The sequence below is a fragment of the Streptococcus mitis genome (assembly GCF_047464035.1).
In the GTDB taxonomy this organism is placed as follows: domain Bacteria; phylum Bacillota; class Bacilli; order Lactobacillales; family Streptococcaceae; genus Streptococcus; species Streptococcus mitis_DX.
Window position 1 is genome coordinate 1 of the sequence record NZ_JASHCQ010000017.1, and the last position, 16,655, is coordinate 16,655.

General features: G+C 42.7%; 17 protein-coding genes. 7 read left to right on the forward strand and 10 right to left on the reverse strand.

What is annotated here, in order from left to right:
• Nucleotides 1–512: 512 nt before the first annotated feature.
• Nucleotides 513–2,057, reverse strand: coding sequence for a peptide chain release factor 3 (locus tag QM818_RS06255; RefSeq protein ID WP_125851457.1), 1,545 nt, complete (start codon nt 2,055–2,057; stop codon nt 513–515).
• 212 nt (nt 2,058–2,269) lie between these two features.
• Here QM818_RS06255 and gatC point away from each other — a divergent pair, with 212 nt between their 5' ends.
• From gatC to nusB, 7 genes are all read left to right on the forward strand, one after another.
• Nucleotides 2,270–2,572: an Asp-tRNA(Asn)/Glu-tRNA(Gln) amidotransferase subunit GatC gene (gene gatC, locus QM818_RS06260; protein ID WP_000705419.1), complete on the forward strand. Its 303-nt coding sequence runs from the start codon at nt 2,270–2,272 to the stop codon at nt 2,570–2,572.
• Entirely contained in the window at nt 2,572–4,038 is a 1,467-nt protein-coding gene (gene gatA / locus QM818_RS06265; protein WP_414300046.1) for an Asp-tRNA(Asn)/Glu-tRNA(Gln) amidotransferase subunit GatA, read from the forward strand. The genes gatC and gatA overlap by 1 nt, the downstream gene beginning before the upstream one ends.
• Nucleotides 4,038–5,480, forward strand: a complete 1,443-nt coding sequence (gene gatB, locus QM818_RS06270; RefSeq protein ID WP_414300047.1) for an Asp-tRNA(Asn)/Glu-tRNA(Gln) amidotransferase subunit GatB — start codon at nt 4,038–4,040, stop codon at nt 5,478–5,480. Before gatA ends, gatB begins: the two co-directional genes overlap by 1 nt.
• Nucleotides 5,481–5,605: 125 nt before the next feature.
• Nucleotides 5,606–6,649 carry a 2,3-butanediol dehydrogenase gene (locus tag QM818_RS06275; RefSeq protein ID WP_000224426.1) on the forward strand — a complete coding sequence of 348 codons (1,044 nt, stop codon included), beginning with the start codon at nt 5,606–5,608 and terminating at the stop codon, nt 6,647–6,649.
• A 377-nt stretch (nt 6,650–7,026) separates the two neighbouring features.
• Complete coding sequence (gene efp / locus QM818_RS06280) at nt 7,027–7,587, forward strand: elongation factor P (RefSeq protein ID WP_000568643.1); 561 nt, start codon at nt 7,027–7,029, stop codon at nt 7,585–7,587.
• Nucleotides 7,588–7,608: 21 nt separating this feature from the next.
• Nucleotides 7,609–7,998 carry an Asp23/Gls24 family envelope stress response protein gene (locus QM818_RS06285; protein ID WP_000510575.1) on the forward strand — a complete coding sequence of 130 codons (390 nt, stop codon included), beginning with the start codon at nt 7,609–7,611 and terminating at the stop codon, nt 7,996–7,998.
• Nucleotides 7,991–8,416, forward strand: coding sequence for a transcription antitermination factor NusB (gene nusB / locus QM818_RS06290; RefSeq protein WP_261027517.1), 426 nt, complete (start codon nt 7,991–7,993; stop codon nt 8,414–8,416). The genes QM818_RS06285 and nusB overlap by 8 nt, the downstream gene beginning before the upstream one ends.
• Nucleotides 8,417–8,681: 265 nt before the next feature.
• Here nusB and QM818_RS06295 read toward each other — a convergent pair whose 3' ends face one another.
• Genes QM818_RS06295 through fabK form a run of 9 tightly spaced genes read right to left on the reverse strand, consistent with a single transcriptional unit; the run spans nt 8,682 to nt 16,554 of the window.
• Complete coding sequence (locus QM818_RS06295) at nt 8,682–9,449, reverse strand: acetyl-CoA carboxylase carboxyl transferase subunit alpha (RefSeq protein ID WP_261080911.1); 768 nt, start codon at nt 9,447–9,449, stop codon at nt 8,682–8,684.
• On the reverse strand, nt 9,446–10,312 hold the full coding sequence (gene accD / locus QM818_RS06300; RefSeq protein WP_049552715.1) for an acetyl-CoA carboxylase, carboxyltransferase subunit beta: 867 nt from the start codon (nt 10,310–10,312) through the stop codon (nt 9,446–9,448). Before accD ends, QM818_RS06295 begins: the two co-directional genes overlap by 4 nt.
• A gap of 36 nt (nt 10,313–10,348) precedes the next feature.
• Nucleotides 10,349–11,716 (reverse strand): acetyl-CoA carboxylase biotin carboxylase subunit, encoded by a 1,368-nt coding sequence (accC, locus tag QM818_RS06305; protein ID WP_261080910.1) that lies wholly within the window; start codon nt 11,714–11,716, stop codon nt 10,349–10,351.
• Between the two features lie 11 nt (nt 11,717–11,727).
• Complete coding sequence (gene fabZ, locus QM818_RS06310; protein ID WP_000565515.1) at nt 11,728–12,150, reverse strand: 3-hydroxyacyl-ACP dehydratase FabZ; 423 nt, start codon at nt 12,148–12,150, stop codon at nt 11,728–11,730.
• Nucleotides 12,147–12,632, reverse strand: a complete 486-nt coding sequence (gene accB / locus QM818_RS06315; protein ID WP_261080909.1) for an acetyl-CoA carboxylase biotin carboxyl carrier protein — start codon at nt 12,630–12,632, stop codon at nt 12,147–12,149. Before accB ends, fabZ begins: the two co-directional genes overlap by 4 nt.
• Before the next feature lie 2 nt (nt 12,633–12,634).
• On the reverse strand, nt 12,635–13,870 hold the full coding sequence (gene fabF, locus QM818_RS06320; protein WP_049502052.1) for a beta-ketoacyl-ACP synthase II: 1,236 nt from the start codon (nt 13,868–13,870) through the stop codon (nt 12,635–12,637).
• A 21-nt stretch (nt 13,871–13,891) separates the two neighbouring features.
• The gene (fabG, locus tag QM818_RS06325) at nt 13,892–14,623 is read right to left on the reverse strand and encodes a 3-oxoacyl-[acyl-carrier-protein] reductase (RefSeq protein WP_049492977.1); all 732 of its coding nucleotides are present in this window, start codon (nt 14,621–14,623) and stop codon (nt 13,892–13,894) included.
• 40 nt (nt 14,624–14,663) lie between these two features.
• Nucleotides 14,664–15,587 carry an ACP S-malonyltransferase gene (gene fabD, locus QM818_RS06330; RefSeq protein ID WP_261073912.1) on the reverse strand — a complete coding sequence of 308 codons (924 nt, stop codon included), beginning with the start codon at nt 15,585–15,587 and terminating at the stop codon, nt 14,664–14,666.
• A complete protein-coding gene (gene fabK / locus QM818_RS06335) occupies nt 15,580–16,554 on the reverse strand; it encodes an enoyl-[acyl-carrier-protein] reductase FabK (protein ID WP_049500269.1) in 975 nt (324 codons plus the stop codon). The genes fabD and fabK overlap by 8 nt, the downstream gene beginning before the upstream one ends.
• Between the last annotated feature and the right edge of the window lie 101 nt (nt 16,555–16,655).

Consider the following 16,655-nt stretch of genomic DNA (forward strand, 5'->3'; position numbering starts at 1 on the left):
CATATGAATCTTTCTAATGAGTTGTTTGGTCACTTTTCATTATAGATCTTATGGGACTTTTTTTCTACACAAAAATAGGCTCCATAAGATTCATAGGGGATTTACCCACTACAAATATTATAGAGCCAAATATGGACAGTAAAAAAGAAAACTTCAGACCAATCACAAAAGGTGAATATCTGAAGTTTTCTTTTATTTGTAAGTTATTACCATAAAGGTTAATAGTAAAATGAATAAGGTCTAATATTCAACATCTTTTTGATAGAGGGCTAAGGTAAAACCCCACATACTTTGCTGTCTTATTATCCACGACACTAATTTTTACAAATCAATTTCATTTACCACACATAGTTAGTAAGACAGTTAGCTAGACCTCTCACTACCAGTTACAACGGAAAAGCCCACGAATCGATATTATTCGTGAATTTTTCCTAGTGAAGCGTTTAGGTAAGCCGCCATAGCGGTTACCGTCAAATGACAGCAACTTTATGTTGCTAGTTATTTGTAACGATTTACATCTTCTCCTCTAACTCTACATCTGGATACTTGTCCGCAAACCAGCGGAGGGCAAAGTCATTTTCAAAGAGGAAGACTGGTTGGTCAAAACGGTCTTTGGCCAAGATATTGCGACTTGATGACATGCGTTCATCCAAGTCCTCAGGTTTGATCCAGCGAACGGTCTTTTTACCCATTGGGCTCATGACTACTTCCGCATTGTACTCGCCTTCCATACGATGCTTGAAGACTTCAAACTGGAGTTGGCCGACAGCACCCAGCATATACTCGCCTGTTTGGTAATTCTTATAAAGCTGAATGGCTCCTTCTTGCACCAATTGCTCGATTCCCTTGTGGAAGGATTTTTGCTTCATGACATTCTTGGCAGAAACTTTCATGAAAATCTCAGGTGTAAAGGTTGGCAGTGGTTCAAATTCAAATTTGTTTTTTCCAACCGTCAAGGTATCCCCAACCTGATAAGTACCTGTATCGTAAACCCCGATGATATCTCCTGCCACGGCATTAGTCACATTCTCACGACTTTCCGCCATAAACTGGGTAACATTAGACAGTTTAGCACCCTTACCAGTACGAGGCAAGTTGACACTCATACCACGTTCAAATTCACCCGATACGATACGTACAAAGGCAATACGGTCACGGTGTCGAGGGTCCATGTTGGCTTGGATTTTAAAGACAAATCCTGAGAAGTCCTTGTCGTAAGGATCCACAATTTCTCCATCTGTTTTCTTGTGCCCATGTGGTTCTGGAGCAAACTTAAGGAAGGTCTCAAGGAAGGTCTGCACACCAAAGTTTGTCAAAGCTGAACCGAAGAAGACTGGTGTCAATTCTCCATCCAGAATAGCTTCCTCTGAAAACTCATTACCAGCTTCATTTAAAAGTTCAATATCATCCTTGACTTGCTCGTAGAAAGGATTGCTACCAAAGAGTTTGTCCCCATCTTCTAGACTAGCAAAACGCTCATCCCCTTTATAGAGCTCCAAGCGTTGGTTATAGAGATCATACAAGCCTTCAAAGGCTTTCCCCATCCCAATTGGCCAGTTCATCGGGTAGCTAGCAATGCCCAATACTTCTTCCAATTCTTGCAAGAGGTCCAGTGGCTCACGTCCGTCACGGTCTAGCTTGTTCATAAAGGTAAAGACTGGAATACCACGGTGTTTCACAACCTCAAACAATTTCTTAGTTTGGGCCTCGATACCCTTGGCAGAGTCCACCACCATGACCGCAGCATCCACCGCCATCAAGGTACGATAGGTATCTTCTGAGAAGTCCTCATGCCCTGGCGTGTCGAGGATATTCACGCGCTTACCATCGTAGTCAAACTGCATCACAGATGAGGTCACCGAAATCCCACGTTGCTTCTCGATATCCATCCAGTCAGACTTGGCAAAAGTCCCTGTTTTCTTTCCTTTAACCGTACCAGCTTCACGAATCTCGCCCCCAAAGTAGAGCAACTGCTCCGTGATGGTTGTTTTCCCTGCGTCCGGGTGGGAGATGATGGCAAAAGTACGACGTTTCTTAATTTCTTCTTGAATATTCATAAGTTCTCTTTCTTTGATTTTCTATTTTTAGTTATTTCAATAGCTAAGAATGATTTTACATTGGATTTTACCATTCCTTTCAACACTCCATTATATCGGATTTTAGCATTTTTTTCAATTTCTATTTCTTTTCAGCTCCCCCTCCCTTATTTATAGGAAAATATGGTAAAATAGAACAGACTAAAAATCATCATTTCACGAAAGGATGCAAGATGAAAATTACGCAAGAAGAGGTAACACACGTTGCCAATCTTTCAAAATTAAGATTCTCTGAAGAAGAAACTGCTGCCTTTGCGACTACCTTGTCTAAGATTGTTGACATGGTTGAATTGCTGGGCGAAGTTGACACAACTGGTGTCGCACCAACGACTACTATGGCTGACCGCAAGACTGTACTCCGCCCTGATGTGGCCGAAGAAGGAACTGACCGTGATCGCTTGTTTAAAAACGTACCTGAAAAAGACAACTACTATATCAAGGTACCAGCTATCCTAGACGATGGAGGAGATGCCTAATGACTTTCAACAATAAAACCATTGAAGACTTGCACAATCTCCTTGTTTCTAAGGAAATTTCTGCAACTGAATTGACCCAAGCTACGCTTGAAGATATCAAGTCTCGCGAGACAGCTATCAACGCTTTTGTTACCATCGCTGAGGAGCAAGCTCTTGCTCAAGCTAAAGCTATTGATGAAGCTGGAATTGACGCTGATAATGTTCTTTCAGGAATTCCACTTGCAGTTAAAGATAATATCTCTACAGATGGTATTCTCACAACTACAGCCTCAAAAATGCTCTACAACTATGAGCCAATCTTTGATGCGACAGCCGTTGCCAATGCAAAATCTAAAGGCATGATTGTCGTTGGTAAAACCAACATGGACGAGTTTGCCATGGGTGGTTCAGGTGAAACTTCACACTACGGTGCGACTAAAAACGCTTGGGACCAAAACAAGGTTCCTGGTGGTTCATCAAGTGGTTCTGCCGCAGCTGTAGCTTCTGGACAAGTTCGCTTGTCACTTGGTTCTGATACTGGTGGTTCCATCCGCCAACCTGCTGCCTTCAACGGAATCGTTGGTCTCAAACCAACCTACGGAACGGTTTCTCGTTTCGGTCTCATTGCCTTTGGTAGCTCATTAGACCAAATCGGACCTTTCGCACCTACTGTTAAGGAGAATGCCCTCTTGCTCAACGCTATTGCCAGCGAAGATGTCAAAGACTCTACTTCTGCCCCTGTCCGCATTGCCGACTTTACTTCAAAAATCGGTCAAGACATCAAGGGTATGAAAATCGCTTTACCTAAAGAATATCTTGGCGAAGGGATTGACCCAGAAGTTAAGGAAACCATTCTAAATGCAGCTAAACACTTTGAAAAACTGGGTGCCATCGTCGAAGAAGTCAGCCTTCCTCACTCTAAATACGGTGTTGCGGTCTACTACATCATCGCTTCATCTGAAGCTTCATCAAACTTGCAACGTTTTGACGGTATCCGTTACGGCTACCGCGCAGAGGATGCGACTAACCTTGATGAAATCTATGTAAACAGCCGTAGCCAAGGTTTCGGTGAAGAGGTGAAACGCCGTATCATGCTAGGTACTTTCAGTCTTTCATCAGGTTACTATGATGCTTACTACAAGAAAGCTGGACAGGTTCGTACCCTCATCATCCAAGATTTCGAAAAAGTCTTTGCGGATTACGACTTGATTTTGGGTCCAACTGCACCAAGCGTTGCCTATGACTTGGATTCACTCAACCATGACCCAGTTGCCATGTACTTGGCTGACCTTTTGACAATCCCAGTCAACTTGGCAGGTCTTCCAGGAATTTCGATTCCTGCTGGATTCTCTCAAGGACTACCTGTCGGTCTCCAATTGATTGGTCCTAAGTACTCAGAAGAAACCATTTACCAAGCTGCTGCTGCTTTTGAGGCAACAACAGACTACCACAAACAACAACCCGTGATTTTTGGAGGTGACAACTAATGAACTTTGAAACAGTCATCGGACTTGAAGTCCACGTAGAGCTCAACACCAATTCAAAAATCTTCTCACCTACTTCTGCCCACTTCGGAAATGACCAAAACTCCAACACTAACGTGATTGACTGGTCTTTCCCAGGAGTACTTCCAGTTCTCAACAAAGGTGTTGTCGATGCCGGTATCAAGGCTGCTCTTGCCCTCAACATGGACATCCACAAAAAGATGCACTTTGACCGCAAGAACTACTTCTATCCTGATAACCCAAAAGCCTACCAAATTTCTCAGTTTGATGAGCCAATCGGTTATAACGGCTGGATTGAAGTCGAGCTAGAAGACGGTACAACTAAGAAAATCGGTATCGAACGCGCTCACTTGGAAGAAGACGCTGGTAAAAACACCCACGGTACAGATGGCTACTCTTATGTTGACCTCAACCGTCAAGGGGTTCCATTGATTGAGATTGTATCTGAAGCAGACATGCGTTCTCCTGAAGAAGCCTATGCTTACCTAACAGCCCTCAAGGAAGTCATCCAGTATGCTGGTATTTCTGACGTTAAGATGGAAGAAGGTTCTATGCGTGTGGATGCCAATATCTCCCTTCGCCCTTATGGTCAAGAAAAATTCGGTACCAAGACTGAGTTGAAAAACCTCAACTCCTTCTCAAACGTTCGCAAAGGTCTTGAATACGAAGTTCAACGTCAAGCCGAAATCCTTCGTTCAGGTGGTCAAATCCGCCAGGAAACACGCCGTTACGATGAAGCTAACAAGGCAACCATCCTCATGCGTGTCAAGGAAGGGGCTGCAGACTACCGCTACTTCCCAGAGCCAGACCTACCTCTCTTTGAAATCTCAGACGAGTGGATTGAGGAAATGCGGACTGAGTTGCCAGAGTTTCCAAAAGAACGCCGTGCGCGCTACGTATCTGACCTTGGCTTGTCAGACTACGATGCTAGCCAGTTGACTGCAAATAAAGTCACTTCTGATTTCTTTGAAAAAGCTGTTGCCCTCGGTGGCGATGCCAAACAAGTCTCTAACTGGCTCCAAGGAGAAGTTGCTCAATTCTTGAATGCTGAAAGCAAGACGCTGGAACAAATCGAATTGACACCAGAAAACTTGGTTGAAATGATTGCCATCATCGAAGACGGCACTATCTCTTCTAAGATTGCCAAGAAAGTCTTTGTCCACCTAGCTAAAAATGGCGGTGGCGCGCGTGAATACGTTGAAAAAGCAGGCATGGTTCAAATCTCAGATCCTGATATCTTGATTCCAATCATCCACCAAGTCTTTGCCGATAATGAAGCTGCTGTTGCCGACTTCAAGTCAGGTAAACGTAACGCAGATAAGGCCTTCACAGGATTCCTTATGAAAGCAACCAAAGGCCAAGCCAACCCACAAGTCGCCCTTAAACTCCTTGCTCAGGAATTAGCGAAGTTGAAAGAAGATTAATATGTAAAAGAAACCAGCCTTGAGGTTGGTTTTTTCTTGACAAATACAAGGAAAGCGTTTGCAATGTTACATGTAAAGTTTCCTAAAAAGAAAACTAAAAATCGTAACAATAAGGAGTTATTCATATGGCTACAATGAAAGCAGCTCGCTGGCATGCAGCAAAAGATGTTCGTATTCAAGAAGTAGAAGTCCCTGAGGTACTTCCGCACCAAGTAAAAGTTGCTGTTAAATTCACGGGAATTTGTGGTACTGACCTCCACGAATTTTTAGATGGCCCTATCTTCATCCCAACAGAAGAACATGTCTATTCTGGTCAAAAAGCACCAGTAACACTGGGACATGAATTTTCTGGTGAAATTGTAGAAGTCGGAAGCGATGTTACTCGTGTTAAAGTTGGTGATCGTGTTGCTGTAGAACCAATTCTAGCTAAGAATAACTTAGTTGGTAATTATAATTTGGATCCAAACCTTAATTTTGTCGGTTTGGCTGCAGACGGTGGATTTGCCAAATATTGTGTTTTAGACGGTGACTTAGTACATGTCATTCCAGATAGCTTAAGCTATGAGCAAGCTGCTCTCACTGAGCCAGCTGCTGTTGCAGTTTATGCAGTTCGTCAATCAGCACTAAAAGCTGGTGATACTGCTGCTGTCTTTGGCTTAGGTCCGATTGGTCTCTTAATTGTAGAAGCCCTTCGTGCAGCGGGTGCTTCTAAGATTTATGCTGTTGAACTATCACCTGAACGTCAAGCAAAAGCTGAAGAGTTAGGAGCTATCGTTGTCCGTCCGGAAGAAGGTGAAACAGCTGTTGAAGCTATTCATCGTTTAACAAACGGTGGTGTAGATGTTTCTTATGAAGTAACGGGTGTGCCAGTAGTTTTAGGACAAGCCTTAGCTGCCGTACATAAAGCAGGTGAGTGCATGGTGGTCTCTATCTGGGAACGAGAAGCAAATATTAATCCGAATGAATTTGCAATCCAAGAAAAGACACTAAAAGGAATCATTGCTTATCGTCATATCTTCCCTAAAGTATTAGAATTGATGGAACAAGGCTACTTCTCTGCTGAAAAATTAGTTACTAAGAAAATTAAATTGGAAAATATCGTTGAAGAAGGCTTTATCGAATTAACTCAAGATAAGTCACAAATTAAAATTTTGGTAGAACCAGAATAAAAAATCCATCTTTTTAAGACAATACTAACAGGTCGGAGTAAGCTTACTTCGGCCTTTTGAAATATAATACTCTTCGAAAATCTCTTCAAACCACGTCAGCGTCACATTACCGTGTATATGGTTACCGACTTCGTCAGTTCTATCCACAACCTCAAAACAGTGTTTTGAGCAACCTGCGGCTTGCTTCCTATTTTGCTCTTTGATTTCCATTGAGTATGAGAAGAAATATAGTGGATACTTTTTAACATTAACCACTCCACCTGACTAGGCAATATTCTTTTTCTCCCCTACCAAATCCCATTAACTATTTTGGCTTTATTTCCAGAAGATTTTATGGTAAAATGAAGAGTAATAATATTTATTAAAGAGGTAAAAACATGATTGAAGCAAGCAAATTGAAAGCTGGTATGACATTTGAAACTGCAGACGGAAAATTGATCCGCGTTTTGGAAGCTAGCCACCACAAACCAGGTAAAGGAAACACAATCATGCGTATGAAATTGCGTGATGTCCGTACTGGTTCTACATTTGATACAAGCTACCGTCCAGAAGAAAAATTCGAACAAGCTATTATCGAAACTGTTCCAGCTCAATACTTGTACAAAATGGATGAAACTGCCTACTTCATGAACACTGAAACTTACGACCAATACGAAATTCCAGTCGTAAACGTTGAAAATGAATTGCTTTACATCCTTGAAAACTCTGATGTGAAAATCCAATTCTACGGAACTGAAGTAATCGGTGTAACTGTACCAACTACTGTTGAATTGACAGTTGCTGAAACACAACCATCTATCAAAGGTGCTACTGTCACAGGTTCTGGTAAACCAGCAACTATGGAAACTGGACTTGTTGTCAACGTTCCTGACTTCATCGAAGCTGGACAAAAATTGATCATCAACACTGCAGAAGGAACTTACGTTTCTCGTGCCTAATCTCTAGAAAGAGGTCATTCTATGGGAATTGAAGAACAATTTGGCGAAATCGTTATCGCTCCACGTGTACTTGAAAAAATCATTGCCATCGCAACTGCTAAAGTTGATGGTGTCCACTCATTTTCAAATAAATCCGTATCTGATACCCTATCAAAACTCTCTCTTGGTCGTGGCGTCTACTTAAAAGAAAGCAACGAAGAACTAACTGCTGACATCTATCTCTATCTTGAGTACGGTGTGAAGGTACCAAAAGTTGCTCTTGCTATTCAAAAAGCAGTCAAAGATGCTGTCCGTGATATGGCTGATGTGGAACTTGCTGCTGTCAACATCCATGTTGCAGGAATCGTTCCAGACAAAACACCAAAACCTGAGTTGAAAGATCTATTTAACGAGGACTTCCTCAATGACTAGTCCATTATTAGAATCTAGACGTGAACTTCGAAAATGCGCTTTTCAAGCTCTCATGAGCCTTGAATTCGGCACAGATATGGAAACAGCTTGTCACTTTGCCTACACGCATGACCGTGAAGATGCAGATGTGCAAATCCCTGCCTTTCTTCTGAACTTGGTTTCTGGTGTTCAAACTCAAAAAGACGAGTTGGATAAACAAATCAACCAGCACCTCAAGTCAGGCTGGACAGTTGAACGCTTGACCTTAGTCGAAAAAAACTTACTACGCTTAGGAATCTTCGAAATCACATCATTTGATACACCTCAGCTGGTAGCAGTCAATGAAGCCATTGAACTTGCTAAGAATTTTTCAGATCAAAAATCAGCCCGCTTTATCAACGGACTGCTTAGTCAATTTGTAACTGAAGAAAATGAATAATCGAAAAGGTGTTTGGTCTTCCAAGCACCTTTTGACTTTCCCCTTGGTATAAAGTAAGAGCCACATAAAAACTAGAACTGGCAGTCAGTTCTAGTTTTTGCGTATTCTAAAGAATTATACTCAATGAAAATCAAAGCGCAAACTAGGAAGCTAGCCGTAGGCTGCTCAAAACACGGTTTTGAGGTTGTGGATAGAACTGACGAAGTCAGTAACATATATACGGCAAGGCGAAGCTGACGTGGTTTGAAGAGATTTTCGAAGAGTATTAGTATTTTCTAAACCGTTGATAGCGCTCTTCCAACAACTCTTCTAACGTTTTTTGTGAAAGCATGGCCAGCTCGGCTTGGAGTTCTTTTTTGACACTCTTAATCAGTTCTTTACTAGAAAGTCCTGCTTCAGAAATCACCTTATCCACCACTTCCATTTCTAACAATTCATGTGAGGTGATTTTCATCAGCTCTGCCGCTTCCATGGCACGACTACCATCCTTCCATAGAATGGAAGCAAAGCCTTCTGGACTGAGAATAGCATAGATAGAATTTTCCAGCATCCAGACACGGTCTGCGACTGCTAGAGCCAGAGCTCCTCCTGAACCACCTTCACCGATAATAATGGCGATAATAGGAACTTTCAGGTCACTCATTTCCATGAGATTGCGAGCGATAGCTTCCCCTTGGCCACGTTCTTCCGCTCCCACACCAGGATAGGCACCTGCAGTATTGATAAAGGTCACAACTGGACGACCAAACTTTTCAGCCTGTTTCATTAAACGTAGGGCCTTGCGGTAGCCTTCTGGATGCGGTTGTCCAAAATTCCGTTTGAGGTTATCTTGTAAACTCTTGCCTTTTTGGATGCCAACCACTGTTACAGCTTGGTCTCCAAGCCATCCGATACCACCAACAACTGCACCATCATCTCGAAAAGAACGGTCACCGTGTAATTGGATAAATTCATCAAAAATGCCTGCAGCAAAGTCCAAGGTTGTCAAGCGACTCTGCTCACGCGCTTCTCTGACTATTTTTGCAATATTCATCTAGGACACCCTCCATGCAATCTGACTAGGCTAGCAATCGTATCTGGTAAGTCTCTTCTTTTGACAATAGCATCCACAAAGCCATGTTCCAATAGGAATTCTGCCTTTTGGAAATCCTCAGGCAAGCTTTCACGAACCGTATTTTCAATGACACGACGTCCAGCAAAACCGACCAAACTCTGTGGTTCAGCCAGAATGATATCGCCTTCCATAGCGAAGGAAGCTGTTACACCACCTGTCGTTGGATCTGTCAAAATGGTTAGGTAAAAGAGACCAGCATTTGAATGGCGTTTAACCGCTGCAGAAATCTTAGCCATCTGCATGAGACTCATGATTCCTTCCTGCATACGGGCTCCACCAGAAGCTGTGAAGAGAACAACTGGCAATTTTTCCACAGTCGCATACTCAAACAAGCGAGTGATTTTCTCCCCTACAACCGTCCCCATAGAAGCCATGATAAAGTTGGAATCCATAATCCCAAGAGCCACAGTCTGACCTTTAATAAGAGCAGTTCCTGTCACAACGGCTTCATCTAGGCCTGTTTTTTCACGCATAGTTGCTAGTTTCTTTTGATAACCAGGGAAATGCAAGGGATCCTTGCTTTCAATCCCTGTAAACAATTCCTTGAAGGTTCCCATATCAATCGTCAAAGCCAAGCGTTCTTGGGCAGAAATACGAAAGGTATAGCTACAGTGCGGACAGATACGCTCACTTCCCAGATCCTTCTGATAAATAGTATGCTTACAGCCTGGACACTGGGAGAATAATTCATCTGGAACCTCTGGCTTGGCTTGAGGTTTTTCCCTAACCGAACGATTGGGATTGATTCGAATATACTTATCTTTTTTACTAAATAGAGCCATTGATTCCCCTTTTCGGTTTAAACTCTTGAAGTCATTTTATTCTTTTTCTTGATATTTAGGTAAGAAGGTTTCCATCAAGAAGGAAGTATCGTAATCTCCAGCAATGACATTGCGATCTGAAATGAGGTCAAGCTGGAAATCTGCATTGGTCTGCACTCCTTCAATCTCTAATTCATAGAGGGCACGTTGCATTTTCATCAAGGCGTCAAAACGATTTTCACCGTGAACGATGATTTTAGCAATCATACTATCATAATAAGGTGGAATGGTATAGCCTGGATAAACTGCTGAATCCACGCGCAAGCCAACTCCTCCACTTGGCAGATGGAGATTAGTAATCTTACCTGGACTTGGAGCAAAATTGAAGGATGGATTTTCAGCATTGATACGACACTCGATGGCATGACCGCGTAGGACAATATCTTCTTGCTTAACAGACAGAGGCTGACCTGCCGCAATGCGAATCTGTTCCTTAACGATATCCACACCTGAAACAAATTCTGTTACCGGATGTTCTACCTGAACACGAGTATTCATTTCCATGAAATAGAAATTGCCACTTGCTTCATCAAGCAGAAACTCAATGGTCCCTGCATTCTCATAGCCAACAGATTCTGCCGCTCGAACAGCAGCAGCACCGATTTCATGGCGCAACGTTTTTCCGATTGCAATTGAAGGACTTTCTTCCAAAACCTTTTGATTATTCCGTTGAAGAGAACAATCTCGTTCACCTAAATGAATCACATTTCCGTGCTCATCTCCTAGAATTTGAACTTCAATATGACGAGCCGGATAGATAACCCGCTCTATATACATGGCACCATTCCCATAATTGGCCTTGGCTTCGCTAGAGGCAGTTTCAAAGGCTGAAACGAGGTCTTCTGGTTTTTCAACCTTACGAATCCCTTTACCACCTCCACCTGCTGAAGCCTTGAGCATAACAGGATAGCCAATTTTTTCAGCAACAATCAAAGCTTCCTCAGAGTTATGCACTTCTCCATCCGAACCTGGAATGACAGGCACACCCGCTTTAATCATCTGAGCGCGCGCATTGATCTTATCCCCCATCATATCCATGACATGACCAGATGGACCGATAAACTTGATGCCAACCTCTTCACACATGGTGGCAAATTTGGAATTTTCACTGAGAAATCCAAAACCTGGGTGAATGGCTTCTGCCTCAGTCAAGACTGCAGCTGATAGAACCGCATTGATATTGAGATAAGACTCTGTTGCCTTACCAGGACCGATACAAACTGCTTCATCTGCCAAAAGCGTATGAAGGGCTTCCTTATCAGCAGTTGAATAAACCGCCACCGTCGCAATCCCCAGTTCACGCGCCGCACGGATAATACGAACCGCAATTTCACCACGATTGGCAATTAAAATTTTTCGAAACATGGAGAACCTCCTTAGTTCCCTATTGCAAAGGTAAGAGTACCACTGGCTGCAAGCTTGCCATCCACTTCAGCCTTTGCTTCAACCACAGCAATCGTGCCACGACGTTTTACAAACGTTGCCGTCATAACCAATTGGTCACCTGGTACAACTTGCTTCTTGAATTTAACCTTGTCCATACCAGCGTAAAAGACCAGTTTTCCTTTATTTTCAGGTTTTGACAATTCCAAAACACCAGCTGTTTGCGCCAAGGCTTCCATGATCAGAACACCTGGCATAACTGGATATTGAGGAAAATGACCGTTAAAGAAGGGCTCATTGATGGTCACATTTTTGATGGCAACAATAGTATCCTCGCTCACTTCCAAGACACGGTCTACTAGGAGCATCGGATAACGGTGGGGAAGAGCTTCTTTGATTCCTTGAATATCAATCATTTGATACGTACCAATCCTTTACCAAACTCAACCATTTCTTCGTTAGAAACGAGAATCTCCGTTACCACACCATCCTTAGGTGCTGGAATTTCATTCATGACTTTCATGGCTTCGATGATCACCAGAGTTTGACCTTTTTTAACACTATCACCAACTGTTACAAAGGCAGGTTTATCTGGACCAGCAGCCAAGTAAGCCACCCCAACAAGTGGGCTCTCTACAAGATCTCCCTCAGCAGCCACACTTGCTTCAATTGAAGCTGGAACTTCTTCTGCTACAGTTTCTGCTGGAGCAGATGTAGAGACTACTGGACTCGGTGTTGCTAGAAGAGGTGCTGGAGCAACTTGAGGTGCAACTTCAGACACCAGTCTAGCTTCATTCTTGCTAAACTGCAATTCATCCGTCCCGTTTTTATAAGAAAATTCTCTCAAACTTGACTGGTCAAATTGGGCCATCAAGTCTTTAATATCGTTTAAATTCATACTTATTTATTCTCCCAACGTTTGAAAGCAAGAACTGCATTGTGGCCACCAAAACCAAAAGTATTTGAAATGGCGTATGGAATTTCTTGATCCAAGCCTTGTCCATAAACGACATTGGCTTCGATATAATCTGATACTTCACTTGTTCCAGCTGTCATTGGTACAAAGTTATGACGCATAGCCTCGATTGTGACGATAGCTTCTACTGCACCTGCAGCACCCAGCAAATGTCCTGTGAATGATTTGGTTGATGATACAGGTACTTCCTTACCAAGAACAGCCACGATCGCACCACTTTCTCCTTTTTCATTAGCAGGAGTTGACGTTCCGTGAGCATTGACATAGGCTACTTGCTCTGGAGAAATCTCAGCTTCCTCCAAGGCTAGTTTGATGGCCTTGATAGCTCCCTGACCTTCTGGATGTGGTGAAGTCATGTGGTAGGCATCACAAGTATTTCCGTAACCAACCACTTCAGCAAGGATAGTAGCCCCACGTTTTTCAGCGTGTTCAAGACTTTCAAGAACCAACATCCCAGAACCTTCACCCATAACAAAACCATTACGGTCCTTATCAAATGGAATGGAAGCACGAGTTGGGTCCTCTGTAGTTGAGAGAGCAGTTAGGGCCTGGAAACCAGCAATAGCAAAAGGTGTAATAGAGGCTTCTGAACCACCTACTAACATAACATCTTGGAAACCAAATTTAATTGAGCGGAAGGCATCCCCAATCGCGTCATTTGATGAAGCACAGGCAGTATTGATGGATTTACAAACACCGTTTGCTCCAAAACGCATAGCAACATTTCCTGAAGCCATATTTGGCAAGGCTTTTGGAAGGGTCAATGGTTTCACACGTTTTGGTCCTTTGTCATTTAAGCGAAGCACTTGATCTTCAATTTCTTTGATTCCACCAATACCAGAGGCCACAATAACACCAAAACGATCTTTATCAAGAGCCTCTACATCTAAATTAGCATGATTAACGGCTTCTTGGGCTGCGTACAAGGCATACAAAGAATAGTTATCGAAACGATTGGTATCTTTCTTAACAAAGTATTTATCAAAAGGAAAATCTTGGATTTCTGCTGCATTATGCACATCAAAGTCACTATGATCAAATTTTGTAATTGGACCAATTCCGATTTTTCCAGTTGTCAAACTATTCCAAAATTCTTCTGGTGTATTTCCGATTGGAGATGTTACTCCATAACCTGTTACTACTACGCGATTTAATTTCATCTTTTTCACCTCTAGCTTCTGCTACATACTTAAGCCACCATCAATGGCAACTACTTGACCAGTTAGATAATCTTGGCCTGCTAAAAATACTGTTAAATCTGCAACCTGCTCTGCCTGCCCAAATTCTTTCATAGGAATTTGTGCCAGCATGGCATCTTTTACCTTGTCTGATAGAACAGCTGTCATATCGGACTCAATCATTCCAGGTGCAATAGCATTAACTCTGATATTGCGATTGGCCACTTCACGCGCCACAGACTTGGTAAAACCAATCAAACCAGCCTTAGAAGCTGCATAGTTAGCTTGACCGATATTTCCCATCAAACCAACAACACTAGACATATTAATGATAGCACCTTCTCTAGCTTTTATCATCGGTTTCAAGACTGATTGTGTCATGTTAAAGGCACCAGTCAGGTTAACCTTGAGCACTTTTTCAAAATCCGCTTCTGTCATCTTGAGCATTAGGGTATCTTGTGTAATTCCTGCATTGTTGACCAAAACATCTACTGAACCCAGCTCTGCAATAGCTTGATCAACCATACGCTTAGCGTCTGCAAAATCTGATACATCTCCTGAAATGGGAACCACCTTGACACCATAGTTTGAAAACTCGGCTAGCAAGTCCTCTGAGATTGTCCCACGGCTGTTTAAGGCAATGTTGGCTCCTGCCTGAGCAAACTTGTGGGCAATGGCAAGACCAATCCCACGACTCGAACCTGTAATAAAGATATTTTTATTTTTTAGTTGCATTCTTTTCTCCTGTTTCCTCTTGTATTTATGGGAGAAGGGATTACTCGTTTTCTAGCAAGGTTTCCAAACTCGCCTGATCTTCAACATTAGCTAGTTTAGCCGTTTTATCAATTTTTTTGACAAAGCCTGACAAGACTTTCCCTGGTCCAATCTCGATAAAGTTGGTTACTCCTGCTTCTTGCATAACTGCAATACTTTCATAGAAACGAACTGGTTCCTTGACCTGACGCGTCAAGAGTTGAGCAATGTCTTCTTTTTGCATAACTGCAGCTTCTGTATTGCCAACTAGGGGACAAGTAAAATCTGAAAAACTTACCTGAGCCAGAGTTTCAGCTAGTTTCTGGCTAGCAAGCTCAAGGAGAGCAGTATGAAAGGGACCTGACACCTTGAGAGGAATCAAGCGTTTGGCACCTGCTTCCTGCAAGAGTTCGACAGCTCGATCAACTGCAACCACTTCTCCACCAATCACAATTTGTGCAGGTGTATTATAGTTGGCTGGAGTAACTACTCCAAGTTCAGAAGCTTTTCGACAGACTTCTTCAATGACCTCTACTGGCGTATTGAGAACTGCTACCATCTTGCCAGAACCAGCAGGGGCCGCTTCTTCCATATAGGATCCACGCTTAGCTACCAAGGCAACCGCATCTTCAAAATCCAAGGCACCGCTGGCCACCAAGGCAGAGTATTCTCCAAGAGACAAACCAGAAACCATATCAGGCTGATAGCCCTTTTCTTGCAATAAACGATAAATAGCAACTGAAGTTGCTAAAATAGCTGGTTGCGTATAGCGAGTCTGATTAAGTTTTTCTTCTTCCCTATCAATGAGATAACGCAAATCATAACCGAGTACCTGACTCGCTTGATCAATCGTTTCTTTGACAATAGGGTAGTGATCATAGAGATCACGGCCCATACCTAGATACTGGGCACCTTGACCAGCAAATAAAAAGGCTGTTTTAGTCATTTCTTACAACTCCTGCCCAACGAGAGGCTTCTTCTTGAATTTTCTTAGCTGCCCCGTAATACAAATCTTTTAGGATTTCTTCAACGGTTTCTTCTTTGGAAACAAGGCCTGCAATTTGACCTGCCATGACAGAGCCTCCATCCACATCTCCGTGAACAACCGCTTTGGCTAGAGCACCTGCTCCCATTTGTTCAAAAATTTCCAAATCTGGATTTTCTTGTTTAAAGGCATCTTTTTCAGCTTGTTCAAAATCACGAGTCAACTGATTTTTAATCGCACGAACAGCATGTCCAAAGTGTTGAGCTGAAATCGTAGTATCAATATCTCTAGCTTTTAAAATTTTCGCCTTATAATTTGGATGGGCATTAGACTCTTTTGCAACGACAAAGCGAGTTCCAACCTGAATAGCTTCTGCACCTAGCATAAAACCAGCAGCAGCACCTTCACCATCCGCAATCCCTCCTGCAGCAATAACAGGAATAGATACAGCAGCAGCAACCTGGCGCACCAAGGTCATGGTTGTTAATTTACCGATATGCCCCCCAGCTTCCATTCCTTCTGCAATAACGGCATCCGCACCGATTTTTTCCATGCGTTTCGCTAGGGCAACACTTGGCACAACAGGAATAACCGTAATACCAGCTTCATGGAAACGTTCCATGTATTTGCTTGGATTTCCTGCGCCTGTTGTAACTACCTTAACCCCTTCCTCGATAACGAGGTCTACAATATCTTCCACAAAGGGAGACAAGAGCATGATGTTGACACCAAAGGGTTTATCAGTCAATGATTTGATTTTATCAATATTTGCCTTGACAACTTCTTTAGGGGCATTCCCCCCACCGATAATCCCTAGTCCTCCAGCCTTGGAAACAGCTCCTGCCAAATCTCCATCAGCAACCCAGGCCATTCCTCCTTGGAAAATAGGATAATCAATGTTCAATAATTCTGTAATACGCGTTTTCATAGTGCCTCCATCGTTTCTTGCTTACGTAATAGTTCGATACCGTCATAATTTGAAAATCAAACTATTGCCTAAACAAGAGGGAGCGGGTTTCCCTACTCCTT

Bases quoted from the DNA above. Each gene is read 5' to 3' on its own strand.
- QM818_RS06255 (WP_125851457.1), bottom strand. From the start codon at position 2,057: ATGAATATTCAAGAAGAAATTAAGAAACGTCGTACTTTTGCCATCATC.
- gatC (WP_000705419.1), top strand. From the start codon at position 2,270: ATGAAAATTACGCAAGAAGAGGTAACACACGTTGCCAATCTTTCAAAA.
- gatA (WP_414300046.1), top strand. From the start codon at position 2,572: ATGACTTTCAACAATAAAACCATTGAAGACTTGCACAATCTCCTTGTT.
- gatB (WP_414300047.1), top strand. From the start codon at position 4,038: ATGAACTTTGAAACAGTCATCGGACTTGAAGTCCACGTAGAGCTCAAC.
- QM818_RS06275 (WP_000224426.1), top strand. From the start codon at position 5,606: ATGGCTACAATGAAAGCAGCTCGCTGGCATGCAGCAAAAGATGTTCGT.
- efp (WP_000568643.1), top strand. From the start codon at position 7,027: ATGATTGAAGCAAGCAAATTGAAAGCTGGTATGACATTTGAAACTGCA.
- QM818_RS06285 (WP_000510575.1), top strand. From the start codon at position 7,609: ATGGGAATTGAAGAACAATTTGGCGAAATCGTTATCGCTCCACGTGTA.
- nusB (WP_261027517.1), top strand. From the start codon at position 7,991: ATGACTAGTCCATTATTAGAATCTAGACGTGAACTTCGAAAATGCGCT.
- QM818_RS06295 (WP_261080911.1), bottom strand. From the start codon at position 9,449: ATGAATATTGCAAAAATAGTCAGAGAAGCGCGTGAGCAGAGTCGCTTG.
- accD (WP_049552715.1), bottom strand. From the start codon at position 10,312: ATGGCTCTATTTAGTAAAAAAGATAAGTATATTCGAATCAATCCCAAT.
- accC (WP_261080910.1), bottom strand. From the start codon at position 11,716: ATGTTTCGAAAAATTTTAATTGCCAATCGTGGTGAAATTGCGGTTCGT.
- fabZ (WP_000565515.1), bottom strand. From the start codon at position 12,150: ATGATTGATATTCAAGGAATCAAAGAAGCTCTTCCCCACCGTTATCCG.
- accB (WP_261080909.1), bottom strand. From the start codon at position 12,632: ATGAATTTAAACGATATTAAAGACTTGATGGCCCAATTTGACCAGTCA.
- fabF (WP_049502052.1), bottom strand. From the start codon at position 13,870: ATGAAATTAAATCGCGTAGTAGTAACAGGTTATGGAGTAACATCTCCA.
- fabG (WP_049492977.1), bottom strand. From the start codon at position 14,623: ATGCAACTAAAAAATAAAAATATCTTTATTACAGGTTCGAGTCGTGGG.
- fabD (WP_261073912.1), bottom strand. From the start codon at position 15,587: ATGACTAAAACAGCCTTTTTATTTGCTGGTCAAGGTGCCCAGTATCTA.
- fabK (WP_049500269.1), bottom strand. From the start codon at position 16,554: ATGAAAACGCGTATTACAGAATTATTGAACATTGATTATCCTATTTTC.